11 protein-coding genes are annotated in these 13,996 nt (G+C 71.0%); 7 read left to right on the forward strand and 4 right to left on the reverse strand.

Annotation, left to right across the window (positions count from 1 at the left end; genetic code table 11):
* Positions 1 to 69: 69 nt before the first annotated feature.
* The 3 genes from groL (at position 70) to DPA01S_RS03120 (ending at position 3,570) form a co-directional block, all read left to right on the forward strand.
* Positions 70 to 1,692 carry a chaperonin GroEL gene (gene groL, locus DPA01S_RS03110; RefSeq protein ID WP_061913970.1) on the forward strand — a complete coding sequence of 541 codons (1,623 nt, stop codon included), beginning with the start codon at positions 70 to 72 and terminating at the stop codon, positions 1,690 to 1,692.
* Positions 1,693 to 1,966: 274 nt separating this feature from the next.
* Entirely contained in the window at positions 1,967 to 2,548 is a 582-nt protein-coding gene (locus DPA01S_RS03115) for a sigma-70 family RNA polymerase sigma factor (protein ID WP_061913973.1), read from the forward strand.
* Positions 2,545 to 3,570: a hypothetical protein gene (locus tag DPA01S_RS03120; RefSeq protein ID WP_084374657.1), complete on the forward strand. Its 1,026-nt coding sequence runs from the start codon at positions 2,545 to 2,547 to the stop codon at positions 3,568 to 3,570. The genes DPA01S_RS03115 and DPA01S_RS03120 overlap by 4 nt, the downstream gene beginning before the upstream one ends.
* Before the next feature lie 111 nt (positions 3,571 to 3,681).
* Here the strand turns inward: DPA01S_RS03120 and DPA01S_RS03125 are convergent, their stop codons facing one another.
* Positions 3,682 to 4,104, reverse strand: coding sequence for a DUF5319 domain-containing protein (locus DPA01S_RS03125; protein WP_061914045.1), 423 nt, complete (start codon positions 4,102 to 4,104; stop codon positions 3,682 to 3,684).
* Positions 4,105 to 4,218: 114 nt separating this feature from the next.
* On the opposite strand from DPA01S_RS03125, the gene guaB reads away from it, so the two are divergent.
* From guaB to DPA01S_RS03140, 3 genes are all read left to right on the forward strand, one after another.
* The gene (gene guaB, locus DPA01S_RS03130) at positions 4,219 to 5,754 is read left to right on the forward strand and encodes an IMP dehydrogenase (RefSeq protein ID WP_061913977.1); all 1,536 of its coding nucleotides are present in this window, start codon (positions 4,219 to 4,221) and stop codon (positions 5,752 to 5,754) included.
* A 6-nt stretch (positions 5,755 to 5,760) separates the two neighbouring features.
* A complete protein-coding gene (locus tag DPA01S_RS03135; protein WP_061913979.1) occupies positions 5,761 to 6,900 on the forward strand; it encodes a GuaB3 family IMP dehydrogenase-related protein in 1,140 nt (379 codons plus the stop codon).
* Between the two features lie 187 nt (positions 6,901 to 7,087).
* Positions 7,088 to 8,875 carry an FAD-dependent oxidoreductase gene (locus DPA01S_RS03140; protein WP_061914047.1) on the forward strand — a complete coding sequence of 596 codons (1,788 nt, stop codon included), beginning with the start codon at positions 7,088 to 7,090 and terminating at the stop codon, positions 8,873 to 8,875.
* Here DPA01S_RS03140 and DPA01S_RS03145 read toward each other — a convergent pair.
* Positions 8,847 to 10,313, reverse strand: a complete 1,467-nt coding sequence (locus tag DPA01S_RS03145) for a WS/DGAT/MGAT family O-acyltransferase (RefSeq protein ID WP_232302984.1) — start codon at positions 10,311 to 10,313, stop codon at positions 8,847 to 8,849. The genes DPA01S_RS03140 and DPA01S_RS03145 overlap by 29 nt on opposite strands.
* Before the next feature lie 133 nt (positions 10,314 to 10,446).
* On the opposite strand from DPA01S_RS03145, the gene guaA reads away from it, so the two are divergent.
* Positions 10,447 to 12,051, forward strand: coding sequence for a glutamine-hydrolyzing GMP synthase (gene guaA / locus DPA01S_RS03150; RefSeq protein ID WP_269747521.1), 1,605 nt, complete (start codon positions 10,447 to 10,449; stop codon positions 12,049 to 12,051).
* 237 nt (positions 12,052 to 12,288) lie between these two features.
* Here guaA and DPA01S_RS03155 read toward each other — a convergent pair whose 3' ends face one another.
* Both DPA01S_RS03155 and DPA01S_RS03160 read right to left on the reverse strand, forming a co-directional pair.
* The gene (locus DPA01S_RS03155) at positions 12,289 to 12,615 is read right to left on the reverse strand and encodes a hypothetical protein (protein ID WP_061913983.1); all 327 of its coding nucleotides are present in this window, start codon (positions 12,613 to 12,615) and stop codon (positions 12,289 to 12,291) included.
* 41 nt (positions 12,616 to 12,656) lie between these two features.
* Complete coding sequence (locus DPA01S_RS03160; RefSeq protein ID WP_061913985.1) at positions 12,657 to 13,934, reverse strand: PspC domain-containing protein; 1,278 nt, start codon at positions 13,932 to 13,934, stop codon at positions 12,657 to 12,659.
* Positions 13,935 to 13,996: the final 62 nt, after the last annotated feature.

Below are 13,996 nucleotides of genomic sequence, written 5' to 3' on the forward strand. Positions count from 1 at the left end.
GGGCGGAGGTGTCTCACGCCGCGACACCGTATCGACCCGACCACCCACTTCCCTCCAGGAGTTCCATCAATGTCCAAGTTGATCGCGTTCGACGAGGAGGCCCGCAAGGGCATGCTCGCCGGTGTCGACGAGCTCGCCGACACCGTCAAGGTCACGCTCGGCCCCAAGGGCCGCCACGTCGTGCTCGCCAAGGCGTTCGGCGGCCCCACCGTCACCAATGACGGCGTCTCCATCGCCCGTGAGATCGAGCTCGCCGAGCCGTTCGCGAACCTCGGGGCGCAGCTCGTCAAGAGCGTTGCCACCAAGACCAACGACGTCGCCGGCGACGGCACCACCACCGCCACCGTGCTCGCCCAGGCCCTCATCCGCGAGGGGCTGCGTAACGTCGCGGCCGGCTCCAACCCGATGGCGATGGGCAAGGGGATCGAGAAGGCCGCCTCCGCCGTCGTGGAGTTCCTCCGCTCGGCCGCGACGCCCGTCTCCGGCTCCGAAGCCGTCGCGCAGGTCGCGACCGTGTCCTCGCGTGACCCCGAGATCGGCCGCATGGTCGCCGAGGCCATGGACGCCGTCGGCGTCAACGGCGTGGTCTCCGTCGAGGAGTCGCAAGGGCTGCACACCGAGGTGGCCGTGACCGAGGGCATCGCCTTCGACAAGGGCTTCCTCTCCCCGTACTTCGTCACGGACCCGGACGAGCAGAAGGCCATCTACGAGGACGTCCTGGTCCTGCTCCACCGCGAGAAGATCAGCTCCCTGCCGGACCTGCTCCCGCTGCTCGAGAAGGTCGCCGAGACCGGCAAGCCGCTTCTGATCGTCGCCGAGGACGTCGACGGCGAGGCGCTGTCGACCCTGGTGGTCAACTCGATCCGCAAGACGCTCAAGGTCGTCGCCATCAAGGCCCCGTACTTCGGTGATCGCCGCAAGGCCTTCCAGGAGGACCTCGCAATCGTCACCAAGGGTCAGGTCGTGAGCCCGGACCTCGGCATGAAGCTGTCCGAGTGCGGACTGGAGGTGCTCGGGCAGGCCCGCCGGGTGACCGTGTCCAAGGACGAGACGATCATCGTCGACGGCGCCGGCGACCAGGCCGACGTCGACGCCCGCGTGGCCCAGCTGCGCCGCGAGGCCGAGGCCACCGACTCCGACTGGGACCGCGAGAAGCTCGAGGAGCGGATCGCCAAACTCGCCGGTGGCGTCGCCGTGATCCGCGTCGGCGCGGCCACCGAAACGGAGCTGACCGAGCGGAAGCTCCGCGTCGAGGACGCCGTCAACTCGGCCAAGGCCGCCGTGGAGGAGGGCATCGTCGCCGGTGGTGGCTCCGTGCTCGTGCAGGCGGCCGCCGCACTCGATCGGCTCGCCGAGGACACCGCCGACGCCGATGAGAAGGTCGGCGTGACCGTGGTCCGCAAGGCGCTGTCCGCCCCGCTGTTCTGGATCGCCGCCAACGCCGGCGAGGACGGTTCCGTCGTCGTCAGCAAGGTCTCGGACCTCGGCCCGCGGGACGGTTTCAACGCCGCGACGGGCGAGTACGGCGACTTGGTCTCCGCCGGGATCATCGACCCGGTGAAGGTCACCTCCTCCGCCGTCGTCAACGCCTGCTCGGTGGCTCGCATGGTCCTCACCACCGAGACCGCGATCGTCGAGAAGCCCGAGGAGAAGAGCGCCGACGCGCACTCGCACGCCGGTCACTCCCACTGATCGCGACCGGCACACGGGCCCCGTTCCCCGCTCCGGCGGGGGCGGGGCCCGTCCGGTGTCACGGGCCGGTCGTGTGGTCCCGCGTCGCCGGCAAGGGTTACGCTGGGCGCTCAGCAGTACTCCCCCGACACTCCGGTCAGGCGCCTATTCTGAGCGCGAGCCGCGCCGGCCGCCCCCGGGCCCGGGCGTGGGACCCGTCGCGACCCGTGTCGCGCCCCGAGAGAAAGGCCTGGCCCCGTAACACATCCGTGTAACGCGTGGCCCTCCGAATCCGATGACAGGTACAGCAGACGAGTTGGAACTCGCCGTCGCCGACGCGGTCAAGGGTGACCGTGCCTCTGCAGCGCGTGTGCTGGAGCTCGTGCGACCCGGTGTGGTGCGGTACTGCCGCTCCCGCGTCGGAGGCTCGGAGAGGGCCAACCTGTCTGCTGACGATGTCGCCCAGGAGGTGCTGATCGCGGTGCTCTCGGCACTGCCGGGATACCGGGATCAGGGACGTCCCTTCATGGCCTTCGTGTACGGGATCGCGGCTCACAAGGTCGCGGACGCCCATCGTGGCGCCGCGCGGAACAAGTCCGATCCCGTGGAGTACCTCCCCGAGGTGCTCTCGACCGACACGGGGCCGGAGGACCACGTCCTCGACGGCGAGGTGTCGAGAGCTATGAGCCGCCTTCTCGACACCCTGCCCGAGAAGCAACGGGAGATCATCCGACTGCGTGTCGTGGTCGGACTCTCCGCGGAGGAGACGGCGGAGATCGTCGACAGCACGGCCGGAGCCGTGCGCGTCGCTCAGCACCGGGCGATGAAGCAGCTCCGCGCGAGAATCGAACAGGACGGAGAGGAGCGATGGCGATGAACGACGACGATGTCGACCCCGGCGCCCGGGACGACGACGCCTCGCTCGACGAGCATGAGGTGGACCCCCTCGGGGTCGACCGTGACGACGAGCTCCTCGACGCCCTCGGACGCGGAGAGCGCCCCGAGGGGGACGATCCGCTCCTGGCACTGTTCGCCGACTGGCGTGCCGAGACCGGTTCCGCGGAGCTTCCCGCGCTCCCGAGCGACGAGCAGATCGAGGTCGCTCTCGCACCGAACGTGTCGCGGCTGTGGCCCCGGCGCGGGGGGGTTTCCTCGGGAGATCACCATCACGGCAGGCGTCCCGCGCTCTGGCAGGCGGTGACCGGGGCCGCGGCCGTGACCGCCGTGATCGTCGGTGGCCTGTCCGTCGCCGCGCACAGCGCGATGCCCGGCGACCCGCTCTGGGGTGTGTCCAAGACGATCTTCTCCGACCGCGCCGGAGACGTCGAGTTGGTCAACGACCTCACAGAGTTCCTCTCCGCCGCCGACCTCGCCGCCCGCGAGGGCGACCGGGGCGAGGCCGAACGCCTTCTCCACGAGGTGAGCGAGCGGCTCGACGAGGTCTCGGACGCCTCGGAGCGTGTGGAACTCATGAAGCGCAGGGACGCCATCAAGCGCGATCTCAGCCGCGTGACCCCGAGCACGGTGCCGTCGCCCGCGCCGGCACCCGCCCCGAATCCGGCTCCCGCCCCCGCACCGGGCGCGGCGACGCTGGTTCCGGGTGTCCCGGTGCCGCTGCCGTCCAACCTGATCCCCCCGCCGCCCCCCGGCATGCCGGTCATCCCGCTGCCGCTCGACGGTCTGCGCATCTCCACGACGCTCCAGATCCCGATCGACACCCAGCGGATCCAGGATTTCCTGGCGCCCACCACGGGCCGTCCGAACGGGGACGTGGGGGAGGACCAGCTGGGCGTGCAACCGTCACCGTCCCGCACCACTGTGACCCAGGTGCCCACCCCGACCCAGCAGCCCCCGACGTCGTCCCAGCAGTCGCCGGAGTCGACCCGGCCCACCAACTGATCGGCGGCGGCCCCTCGTGGCCGAGGGGTTTCCACGTTTCGCACGCCGAACGAACCGACCCCGCCTACCGGTCACGGGAGGCGGGGATCGGCTCTTCTGTCACTATCCGGGTCAGCGACGCCAGTTCAGCCGGCGGGGCCGCATCGCGCGGACAGCGTCCGCGTAACCGCGGCAGTACTCCCACGTGACGTAATCATCGGGGATGGGGTCGAAGGCGGGCTCGTGGGGCAGCAACGAACCGTCGTCGAGCAACTGCATGAGGTTGGCGCGCAGCATGTCCCACTCGTGGTAGTGCTCCTCCGCGCAGTCCTCGCACTGCACCGCGACACCCTTGACCCCGATCGGGGCCAGCAGTCGACAGAATTCCGCGAGGTCCGCCAGGTCCTCCTCGATCGCGCGTCGCTCATCGGCGTCGAGGGGGCCCGAGGGCACCCCGTCGTCGATGGGGTCCAGCCCGGCCAGCTCCGCGGCCGGGTCATCCGGATCGCCGGCGAACGGGTCGGGCGGCATTCCGTGCCGTAGGGGATCGTTCACGCCCTCCACCGTACCCGTGACCACGGTCTCACGGGGCCGACGGTTCGAGCCGCGGGCCCGGTAACCACTATCCTCGGAAGCAGCACCGAGACGACCCCCCCAGGAGGACGGCAGATGAGCGAGTCGCAAGGCCCCGTACGCACCGGCGGCGACGACCCGACCAAGGTCGCGATGGTGGGCCTGACGTTCGACGACGTTCTCCTCCTCCCGGCCGCGTCCGAGGTGGTCCCCAGCGAGGTCGACACCAGCACGCGACTGACCCGGGAGATCACCCTCCGGGTACCCCTGATCTCCTCGGCGATGGACACCGTCACCGAGGCGCGCATGGCCATCGCCATGGCCCGACAGGGCGGTATCGGTGTCCTGCACCGCAACCTGTCCGTGGGTGACCAAGCCGCGCAGGTCGAGACGGTCAAGCGGTCCGAGGCCGGGATGGTCACCGACCCGGTCACGTGCGCCCCGGGCGACAGCCTGGCCGAGGTCGACGAGATGTGCGCCCGCTACCGCATCTCCGGCCTGCCGGTGACCGACGAGCGCGGCGAGTTGGTGGGCATCATCACCAACCGCGACATGCGCTTCGAGATGGACAAGTCGCGGAGGGTCGACGAGGTCATGACCCGCGCGCCCCTCGTGGTCGCGCGCGAGGGCGTGACCGCCGAGGCCGCGCTGGGGCTGTTGCGTCGTCACAAGATCGAGAAGCTGCCGATCGTGGACGGGGACGGGCGTCTGACCGGCCTCATCACGGTCAAGGACTTCGTCAAGACCGAGCAGCACCCGAACGCCACCAAGGACTCCGACGGACGCCTCCGGGTGGCCGCCGCGATCGGCACCGGCGAGGACGCGTGGCAACGCGCCGGCGCCCTCACCGACGCCGGTGTCGACGCGCTGGTCGTCGACACCGCGCACGCCCACAACCGCAACGCCCTCGACATGGTGGCCCGCGTCAAGCGTGAACTCGGCGACCGCGTCCAGGTCATCGGCGGCAACCTCGCCACCCGCGGTGCAGCCCAAGCGATGATCGACGCGGGAGCGGACGCCATCAAGGTCGGCATCGGTCCCGGCTCCATCTGCACCACCCGCGTCGTGGCGGGCGTGGGCGCGCCCCAGATCACGGCGATCCTCGAGGCCTCGGTGGCCGCGAAGGCGGCCGGTGTCCCGGTGATCGCCGACGGCGGGATGCAGTACTCCGGGGACGTGGCCAAGGCGATCGCCGCCGGTGCGTCGTCCTGTATGTTCGGCTCGCTGCTGGCGGGCTGCACCGAATCCCCGGGCGAGCTGATCTTCGTGGACGGTAAGCAGTACAAGGTGTACCGCGGCATGGGCTCGCTGGGAGCGATGCGCGGGCGCGGCAAGCCGGGCGATGAGAAGTCGTTCTCCAAGGACCGCTACTTCCAGGACGATGTGCTCTCCGAGGAGAAGCTGGTCCCCGAGGGCATCGAGGGGCGGGTCCCGTACCGGGGCGACGTCGCACAGGTCCTTCACCAACTTGCCGGCGGTCTCCGCGCGGGCATGGGCTACACGGGGTCGGCGACCATCCCGGAGATGAACGACGCCCAGTTCGTCCAGATCACGGCTGCGGGGTTGAGGGAGAGCCACCCGCACGCGATCCAGATGACCGTCGAGGCCCCCAACTACAACGTCAAGGACTGAGGGCGCGTGCGCAACGTCGTGGAGATCGGCCTGGGCCGCGAGGCCCGTCGGATGTACGGGCTCGGCGAGGTGGACATCGTCCCGTCCCGCCGGACCCGGAGCTCCAAGGAGGTGTCGACCTCCTGGCAGATCGACGCCTACCAGATGGACATCCCCGTGATGACGCATCCGACGGACGCGGTGGTGTCCCCGTCCTCGGCCGTCGAGTTCTCCAAGCTCGGCGGTCTCGCCGTGCTCAACGGAGAAGGTCTCTGGGCCCGTCACGCCGACCCCGAGTCGGCAATCGACGAGCTGCGTGAGCTCGCCCTGGAGGACGTGACCGGGCATCGCGCGGTCGCCCGCCTGCAGGAGTTGCACCGTGCGCCGATCGACCGCGAGCTGCTCGCCGCGTCGGTGCAGCGTATCCGCGACGAGGGCGCCACCGTGGCCGTGCGGGTCTCGCCGCAGCACGCGCGCGAACTCACGCCCGGTCTGGTCGCGGCCGGGATCGACCTGCTGATCGTGCAGGGCACCATCATCTCGGCCGAGCACGTCAGCGGCGAGGACGCCCCGCTCAACCTCAAAGACTTCATCGGCGGGCTCGACGTGCCGGTGATCGCCGGTGGCGTCGTCGACTACAAGACCGCCCTACATCTCATGCGCACCGGTGCCGCCGGGGTGATCGTGGGCTACGGCGGCGCCGACGGCGTCACCACCACCGGGCCGGTGCTCGGCATGGAGGTCCACATGGCCACCGCGATCGCCGATGCGGCCGCGGCCCGCCGTGACTACCTGGACGAGACCGGCGGTCGCTACGTGCACGTGCTGGCCGATGGTGACATCTACACGTCGGGTGACATCGCCCGCGCGGTCGCGTGCGGCGCGGACGCGGTCGTGCTGGGTCCGCTGCTGGCGGGCGCGCTCGAGGCCCCGGGCCGCGGGGTCTACTGGAACTCGGTCTCCGCGCACCCCAAGGTCCCGCGGGGGCACGTCGCCGAGGTGGGGGACGAGACCGCCCGGGCGCCGCTCGCCGAGGTTCTCGAGGGGCCGACAAGCGTCCCCGACGGCACCCGCAACCTCATGGGTGCCCTGCGGCGTGCCATGGCCAAGTGTGGATACTCCGACGTCAAGGGTTTCCAGAAGGTGGACCTGTCCGTCCGTCCCTGATCCCTCCGCCTCCAGCCCGCGCACCCGGAAGCCCGCCAGGGCCCGGGTGCGCGGCCATTACGGTGGGCGCCCCGGCCGGCTTCGCCACCAACAGCCGACCTCTGGACAAACCGCGGGCTACTGTCGAGTAAGTTAGCTGTACTCGGGTACTGTGACCCACAACATCGACCACCTCGGGAGTTGCATCATGACGTCACACACGCAGTCGACCCCGCCTCCCGCCCCCTCCGCGGCGACGGACACCGATGTCCTCGTGATCGGATCAGGCTTCGGCGGCAGCGTGACGGCCCTGAGGCTCACGGAGAAGGGCTACCGCGTCACGGTGGTCGAGGCCGGCCGCCGGTTCGAGGACGCCGACCTGCCCAAGACGTCGTGGCGTCTCCACAAGTACGTGTGGGCGCCCAAGCTCAAGCTGTTCGGTATCCAGCGCGTTCACATGATGCGCGACGTGATGATCCTCGCCGGCGCGGGCGTGGGGGGCGGCTCGCTCAACTACGCCAACACGCTCTACAAGCCGACCGGCCAGTTCTTCAAGGACCGCCAGTGGGGCCACATCACGGACTGGGAGGAGGAACTCACGCCGTTCTACGACCAGGGCCGCCGCATGCTCGGCGTGGTCACCAACCCGACGCACACCCACTCGGACGAGGTCATGAAGAAGGTCGCCCGCGACATGGGCGCGGAGGACACGTTCGTCTACACCCCGGTCGGCGTGTTCTTCGGCGAGAAGACCGGCGGCGAGGGCAAGCCCGGCGAGAAGGTGCCGGATCCGTACTTCGGTGGGGTCGGCCCGGACCGCAACGCGTGCATCGAGTGCGGTGAGTGCATGACGGGATGCCGCCACAACGCCAAGAACACCCTCATGAAGAACTACCTCGCCCTGGCAGAGCGCGCGGGTGCCCGGATCCTGGACCGCACGACGGTCAGCGACCTGCGCGAGCGCGCCGACGGGACGTGGGAGGTGACCCTCGAGCGGACCGGCGCATGGACCAGGCTCGGCAAGCGCACCACGACCACGTCCGCCCAGCAGGTCGTCGTGGCCGCCGGCACCTGGGGGACCCAGCACCTGCTCCACTACGCCAAGGACTCGGGCTCGCTGCCCCGGCTCTCGGACGCCCTCGGCAGGCTGACCCGCACCAACTCGGAGGCCATCCTCGGGGCGATGCGCCCGAACTACGAGCCGGAGCAGGACTTCTCCGAGGGCGTGGCCATCACGTCGTCGTTCCATCCCCGCTCGGACACCCACATCGAACCGGTCCGCTACGGCAAGGGTTCCAACGCCATCGCCATCCTGCAGACCCTCCTCACGGACGGCGACGGGCCGCTCCCGCGGTGGCGCGTCCTCCTCAACGAGGTCCGGCGCGAACCGAAGGTCTTCCTGCAGCTGTTCAACCTGCGCCGCTGGAGCCAGCGGTCGGTCATCGCGCTGGTCATGCAGAACCTGGACAACTCGCTGCAGACGTACGTCAAGCGCTTCGGACCGTTCCGCTACGTCACCAGCAAGCAGGGACACGGCGATCCCAACCCGACGTGGATCCCGGCCGGCAACGAGGCGACCCGCAAGATCGCCGAGGAGATCGGCGGGCTGGCCGGGGGCACGTGGGGGGAGATCGCCAACATCCCGCTCACCGCGCACTTCCTCGGCGGCTGCGTGATCTCGGACTCGCCGGAGACGGGCGTCGTGGACCCGTATCACCGTGTGTGGAATTACCCGACGATGCACATCGTGGACGGTTCGGCGATCTCGGCGAACCTCGGCGTCAACCCGGCGCTGAGCATCACCGCCCAGGCGGAGCGGGCGATGTCGCTGTGGCCCAACAAGGGCGAGGCGGACCCCCGGCCGGCGCAGGGGGAGGCCTACCGTCGCCTGTCCCCGGTGAAGCCGGTGCGCCCGGTGGTGCCCGAGGACGCGCCGGGTGCGCTGCGGTTGCCGATCGTCGAGGTCTCTAGCGGCGGGGTGCCTGCTCGCGGGTGAGCTCGAGCAGGCGGTCCATGGCCTCGCGGATCCCGGAGGCGACCAGATCGGGGTCGGGGACGAGGTGCTCGCAGGCGTTGATGCCCACGTCGAGCTGACCGTCGACGGACATGGCGGTGACGGACAGTCCGGAGCCGTGCATGAGCGGGCCTAGCGGGTACATGCGGGTGACCCGTCCGCCGAGGAAGTCGAGTTCCTCCTCGGGGCCGGGGATGTTGGAGACCACCAGGTTGTGCACGACGGGGTGCAGGTCCGCGAGGTGGAAGTCGCCGTAGATCCGCATGAGCACCTGCAGTGCGGTGGCGGGGGCGAGTTCGGCGACGTCCTGGATGAGGTCGGGTCGCATCCTGTTCCTGGTCTGCTTCTTGCCCCGGCCGGTGCGGGCGGAGATGGCGCGCAGTCGGTCGACGGGGTCGGCGATGTCGGTGCGCAGGGACGCGAACAGGACGGTGACGCGGTTGTGCCCGCGGGCGCCGTCGGCGTCGCGGGTGGAGACGGGCACCACTGCGATGAGCGGTGGGTCGGGCAGGTCGTCGTGGGCCCGGAGGTATCGGCGGAGTCCGCCGCCCACCACGGTGAGGTAGACGTCGTTGACGGTGACGCCGAAGGCGTCCTTGACCTCGGTGATCTCGTCGAGGTCGAGGGAGGTGCCCCACACGGCGCGGTGGGGGGTGATCGTGGCGTTGAACCGGGTGCGCGGTGCGGTGAACGGCGCGGCTCCGGGGACGACGACGAGGTCCTCGTTCCCGTCCTGCGAGCGGTCGTCGTCGGGGGCGGACTCGGCGGGGGCCGCCGGCGACGAGGGTGAGTGCAGTGCGAGGGGCAGGGTCAGGACCTCGGGGATGAGCCGTGCCAGGGTCAGCGGGCGTCGTACGGTGAAGTCCCACAGACCGCCGGCGAGGAGCCGGATGGGGTTGGCGCTGCCGGCCTCGACGCGCACCATGTCGAGGTCGCGGGGTGAGGCGGGTCGTCCGGCCCGGCTGAGCTTGAGCAGGATGTCGGCGCCGTGTGCCCCGTCGAGGACGGCGTGGTGGGCGCGGAAGAAGACGGCGACGGTGTCGGGTTCGGCGAGGTGCTCGAGGATCCACATCTCCCACAGGGGGCGGGTGCGGTGGAGCGGGCGGCTGCCGAGGGTGCCGCACATCTCGAACACGGCGCGTTCGTCGCCCGGTTCATCGACGTCGACGCGGCGGACGTGGGCGGAGACGTCGAGGTCGTACTCCTCGACCCAGGCGGGGTGGCCCAGGTTGAGCGGGGAGTCGTAGATCTTGCGCCGCAGCTCGGGGAGTTCCTTGATCCGGCGGCCGAGTTCGGTGCGGAGTCGGTCGAAGGAGTACTCGACCTCGAGGCCGGACACATCGATGAACAGGACCGCCCCCACGACGAGGGGCTGCTGGGCGGTCTCGAGGTACAGCAGGCTCGCGTCGAACCCGGTCATCCGTTCCATGGGTGCCCTCGCGCTCTGTGAGCCCGTCGCCGGGCCGGGGTCGTGGTGGGAGTTCATTGTGAACCCCGGTGCGGGGGATGTGGTGGAGTTCGGCGGACGGGCCGTGGGGCCTAGACTCGGGCGCGTGGCCGAGAACGCACAGACCGATTCCCAGAACACCGCCGAGGCGGTGGCGCCCCGTCCCGTCCTCGTCGTGGACTTCGGTGCCCAGTACGCGCAGCTCATCGCGCGGCGGGTGCGCGAGGCGCGCATCTACTCCGAGGTGATCCCGCACACCGCGTCCGTGGAGGAGATCCGCGAGAAGGACCCGGTCGCGCTGGTGCTGTCGGGTGGGCCGGCCAGTGTCTACTCGGAGGACGCGCCGTCGATCGACCCGGCGGTGTTCGAGTTGGGGCTGCCGGTGTTCGGCATCTGCTACGGCTTCCAGGCGATGGCCGGTGCGTTGGGCGGCGAGGTCGCGCACACCGGGAACCGCGAGTACGGGCGGACCGATGTCTCCGTCTCGGGTGGCGTGCTGCACGCGGGCCTGCCGGAGCACCATCCGGTGTGGATGAGCCACGGGGACGCTGTCACCGCCGCCCCGGACGGCTTCGAGGTCACCGCGTCCTCGCCGGGCGCCCCGGTGGCGGCGTTCGAGTGCCCGGAGCGCCGGATGGCGGGTGTGCAGTACCACCCGGAGGTGTTGCACTCGCCGCACGGGCAGCAGGTGCTGAGCCGCTTCCTCACCGACGTCGCGGGTCTCGAGCCCACGTGGACGGCGGCGAACATCGCCGATCAGCTGGTCGAGGCGATCCGCGAGCAGGTCGGTGACGGGCGCGCGATCTGCGGCCTGTCCGGTGGCGTCGACTCGGCGGTCGCCGCGGCGCTGGTGCAGCGGGCGATCGGTGATCGCCTCACGTGTGTGTTCGTCGACCACGGTCTGCTGCGTGCGGGCGAGCGCGAGCAGGTGGAGAACGATTTCGTCGCCGCCACGGGCGCCCGTCTCATCACGCTGGACGACTCCGACGTCTTCCTGGGGCACCTCGACGGGGTGACCGATCCGGAGACCAAGCGCAAGATCATCGGCCGCGAGTTCATCCGGTCCTTCGAGCGGGCGGTGACGCAGGCGCTCGAGCTCCAGGGCGAGGACGGCGGGTCGGTTGACTTTCTCGTCCAGGGCACGCTGTACCCGGACGTCGTGGAGTCCGGTGGCGGGTCGGGTACCGCCAACATCAAGAGCCACCACAACGTGGGCGGTCTTCCGGATGACGTGGAGTTCACGCTCGTCGAGCCGCTGCGGTTGTTGTTCAAGGACGAGGTGCGTGCGGTGGGCCGTGCGCTCGGCCTGCCCGAGGCGATCGTCAGCCGCCACCCGTTCCCGGGGCCCGGTCTGGCGATCCGCATCGTCGGCGCGGTGGACCGTGACCGGTTGGCCACGCTGCGGGCGGCGGACGCGATCGTGCGCGAGGAGATGACGGCCGCGGGACTGGACGCCTCGGTGTGGCAGTGCCCCGTGGTGCTGCTCGCCGACGTGCGTTCGGTGGGCGTGCAGGGCGACGGCCGCACCTACGGTCACCCGATCGTACTGCGTCCGGTGAGTTCCGAGGACGCGATGACGGCCGACTGGACGCGCGTGCCGTACGAGACGCTCGCGCTGATCTCCAACCGCATCACCAACGAGGTGCCGGACGTCAACCGGGTCGTGTTGGACGTGACCAGCAAGCCGCCGGGGACCATCGAGTGGGAGTGAGCACCACCCGCTGAGCCGAGCCGCGCAGCCGCTCCTCGCGATGGCGTCTCGCCCTCGCGCCTGCCCGCCTTTGTTTCGCATCCGCTCTCCGCGATGGCGTCTCGCCCACCCCGAAGTGCGCGCGAGACGCCAGGCCGAGGAGCGGCTGTCGGTGGGTCGCGAGCACTCATGCGGGCGCGAGACCACCGAGCCAGGAGGTGGCGTACGTGGCGGGCGCGGAATGGGCCTTCGACGCGGTCAGCGCCGCAGGACCATCATCAGTCCCATGAGCACGGCCAGGACGAGCCCGGCGGCCAGCAGCAGCGTCGGGGTGATCACCGGCGCGCCGAGGATCGCCCACACCGCGACGCCCAGCGAGGCCAGGCCCGCCACGGCGAGGACCGGCGAGCCACCCCGGCGACGCTGGGCCACCTCGACGGCACCGGCCGCGGGCGGGACTGGTTCGGGGGCGACTCCGAATCCGAGCGGCTCGGGGGTGGCGAACCCATCGCCGTAGGGGAGTGGGTCGTGCAGCGGCTGGTCGGGGCGGAAGCCGGTGTCGGAGGTGTGGCCTGGGCTGGTCATGTCGGTGCTCCTGTCGGGGTGCGGTCGGGTGGGCCGGTCGCTCATCGCGTCACCGTGATCGATCCGGCGCCGGTGGTCACGTCCAGCGTGAGAACGGGGCCGGACGCCTCGCCGGGCGTCGGGTCCGGGCAGTCGACGGACCCGAGGTCGGCGTGACAGCTCAGGTCCACGGCGAGGTCCTCGGGCAGCAGGACGCGTACCCCGCCGAGGTCGTTGCGGACGCTGAAATCGCGGTCGCGGTCGAGGTCCAGCTCACGCAGGTCGACCGTCACGGATCCCAGCTCGTGGACGACCGGGGTGTCGAGCTGTGTGGGCTCGGTGATGTCGACGCGCAGGTCACCGGTGCCCTCCCAGGCACCCTCCGGCAGGTGGGGCTGGACGAGCGAGGCCAGCAGGACGAACCCGACGAGCGGGCCGGCCACCACGAGCAGCCCGTGGCCGCGTCGGGTGAACGCCCCCACCACCAGACCGCCCGCCACCACGGCGAGGGCGATCGCCGCGATCCGCGTGGAGTCGAGCCAGGTGATCCCGCCCAGGGTGGACAGGCCGATCGCGACGGCCGTGGCGATGAGCGCGAGCCCGAGGGTGACCTTGGTCAGGCGCGAGCGCGGCGCGGCCGGCTCGGGATCGGGGCGGGGTGCGTCCGCGGGGTCGGGCAGGTCCCACGCGAAGGGCGCCGCGCCGAGCGGGTCCCACGCGGGCGGGGCGGGCGGGCCGTAGACGGGCTGGCCGTGGGAGGCCGGGCCGTAGGGTGCACCCGCGCCGACGCCGGGGTCCGGAGCCGTCCCCGGCGCGCGCCAGGGGCTGGGGCGGGTCGCCGCGCCGCCGAAGTCGTGCGTGGGTGCGGGCCGCACGGAGGAGACCTCCGCCCACCCCGCGGGCGGGGTCGGGGTGCGGCGGTGCAAGCCGTACCACCCGGCGAGCATCGCGGCCGCCATGAGGAACCCGGCGCCCACGAGGAAGGTGCCTCCGGAACCACCGAAGGTGGGGGCGCTGATGAGGGCGACGACGACGAGGAGCACCGATGTCGTCCTGGATCCCGACGCCCGGCCCTTCCCGAGGAGCGCCTCCCCCTTGGACACCTCGTCGCCGGCGGCCCGCAGGACGAGCCAGAGCAAGGCGTAGAGGAACACCCCGGCGCCGCCCCAGAGCGCGGCGATCACGAAGGCGATGCGGATCAGGACGGGATCGACGCCGTAGCGTCGGCCGAAGCCTCCGCAGACACCGGCGATCCGTGAGTCGTCCGGGGTCCGGACGGGCCGTGTCCGCCATAGGGAGCGGAGCTCTGACGGGACGTCGTGGGTGCTGGTGTTGGACATGCCCCCATCGTGCTCGGCCGGCGGGTCCGGCACATCGGGGACCGACCCTGAGATCCGCACCC

It is taken from the genome of Dietzia papillomatosis NBRC 105045 (assembly GCF_001570845.1).
GTDB lineage: Bacteria > Actinomycetota > Actinomycetes > Mycobacteriales > Mycobacteriaceae > Dietzia > Dietzia cinnamea.

Excerpts from the sequence above, each read along its gene's own strand:
- groL (WP_061913970.1), top strand. The coding sequence starts at position 70 with ATGTCCAAGTTGATCGCGTTCGACGAGGAGGCCCGCAAGGGCATGCTC.
- DPA01S_RS03115 (WP_061913973.1), top strand. The coding sequence starts at position 1,967 with ATGACAGGTACAGCAGACGAGTTGGAACTCGCCGTCGCCGACGCGGTC.
- DPA01S_RS03120 (WP_084374657.1), top strand. The coding sequence starts at position 2,545 with ATGAACGACGACGATGTCGACCCCGGCGCCCGGGACGACGACGCCTCG.
- guaB (WP_061913977.1), top strand. The coding sequence starts at position 4,219 with ATGAGCGAGTCGCAAGGCCCCGTACGCACCGGCGGCGACGACCCGACC.
- DPA01S_RS03140 (WP_061914047.1), top strand. The coding sequence starts at position 7,088 with ATGACGTCACACACGCAGTCGACCCCGCCTCCCGCCCCCTCCGCGGCG.
- DPA01S_RS03145 (WP_232302984.1), bottom strand. The coding sequence starts at position 10,313 with ATGACCGGGTTCGACGCGAGCCTGCTGTACCTCGAGACCGCCCAGCAG.
- DPA01S_RS03155 (WP_061913983.1), bottom strand. The coding sequence starts at position 12,615 with ATGACCAGCCCAGGCCACACCTCCGACACCGGCTTCCGCCCCGACCAG.
- DPA01S_RS03160 (WP_061913985.1), bottom strand. The coding sequence starts at position 13,934 with ATGTCCAACACCAGCACCCACGACGTCCCGTCAGAGCTCCGCTCCCTA.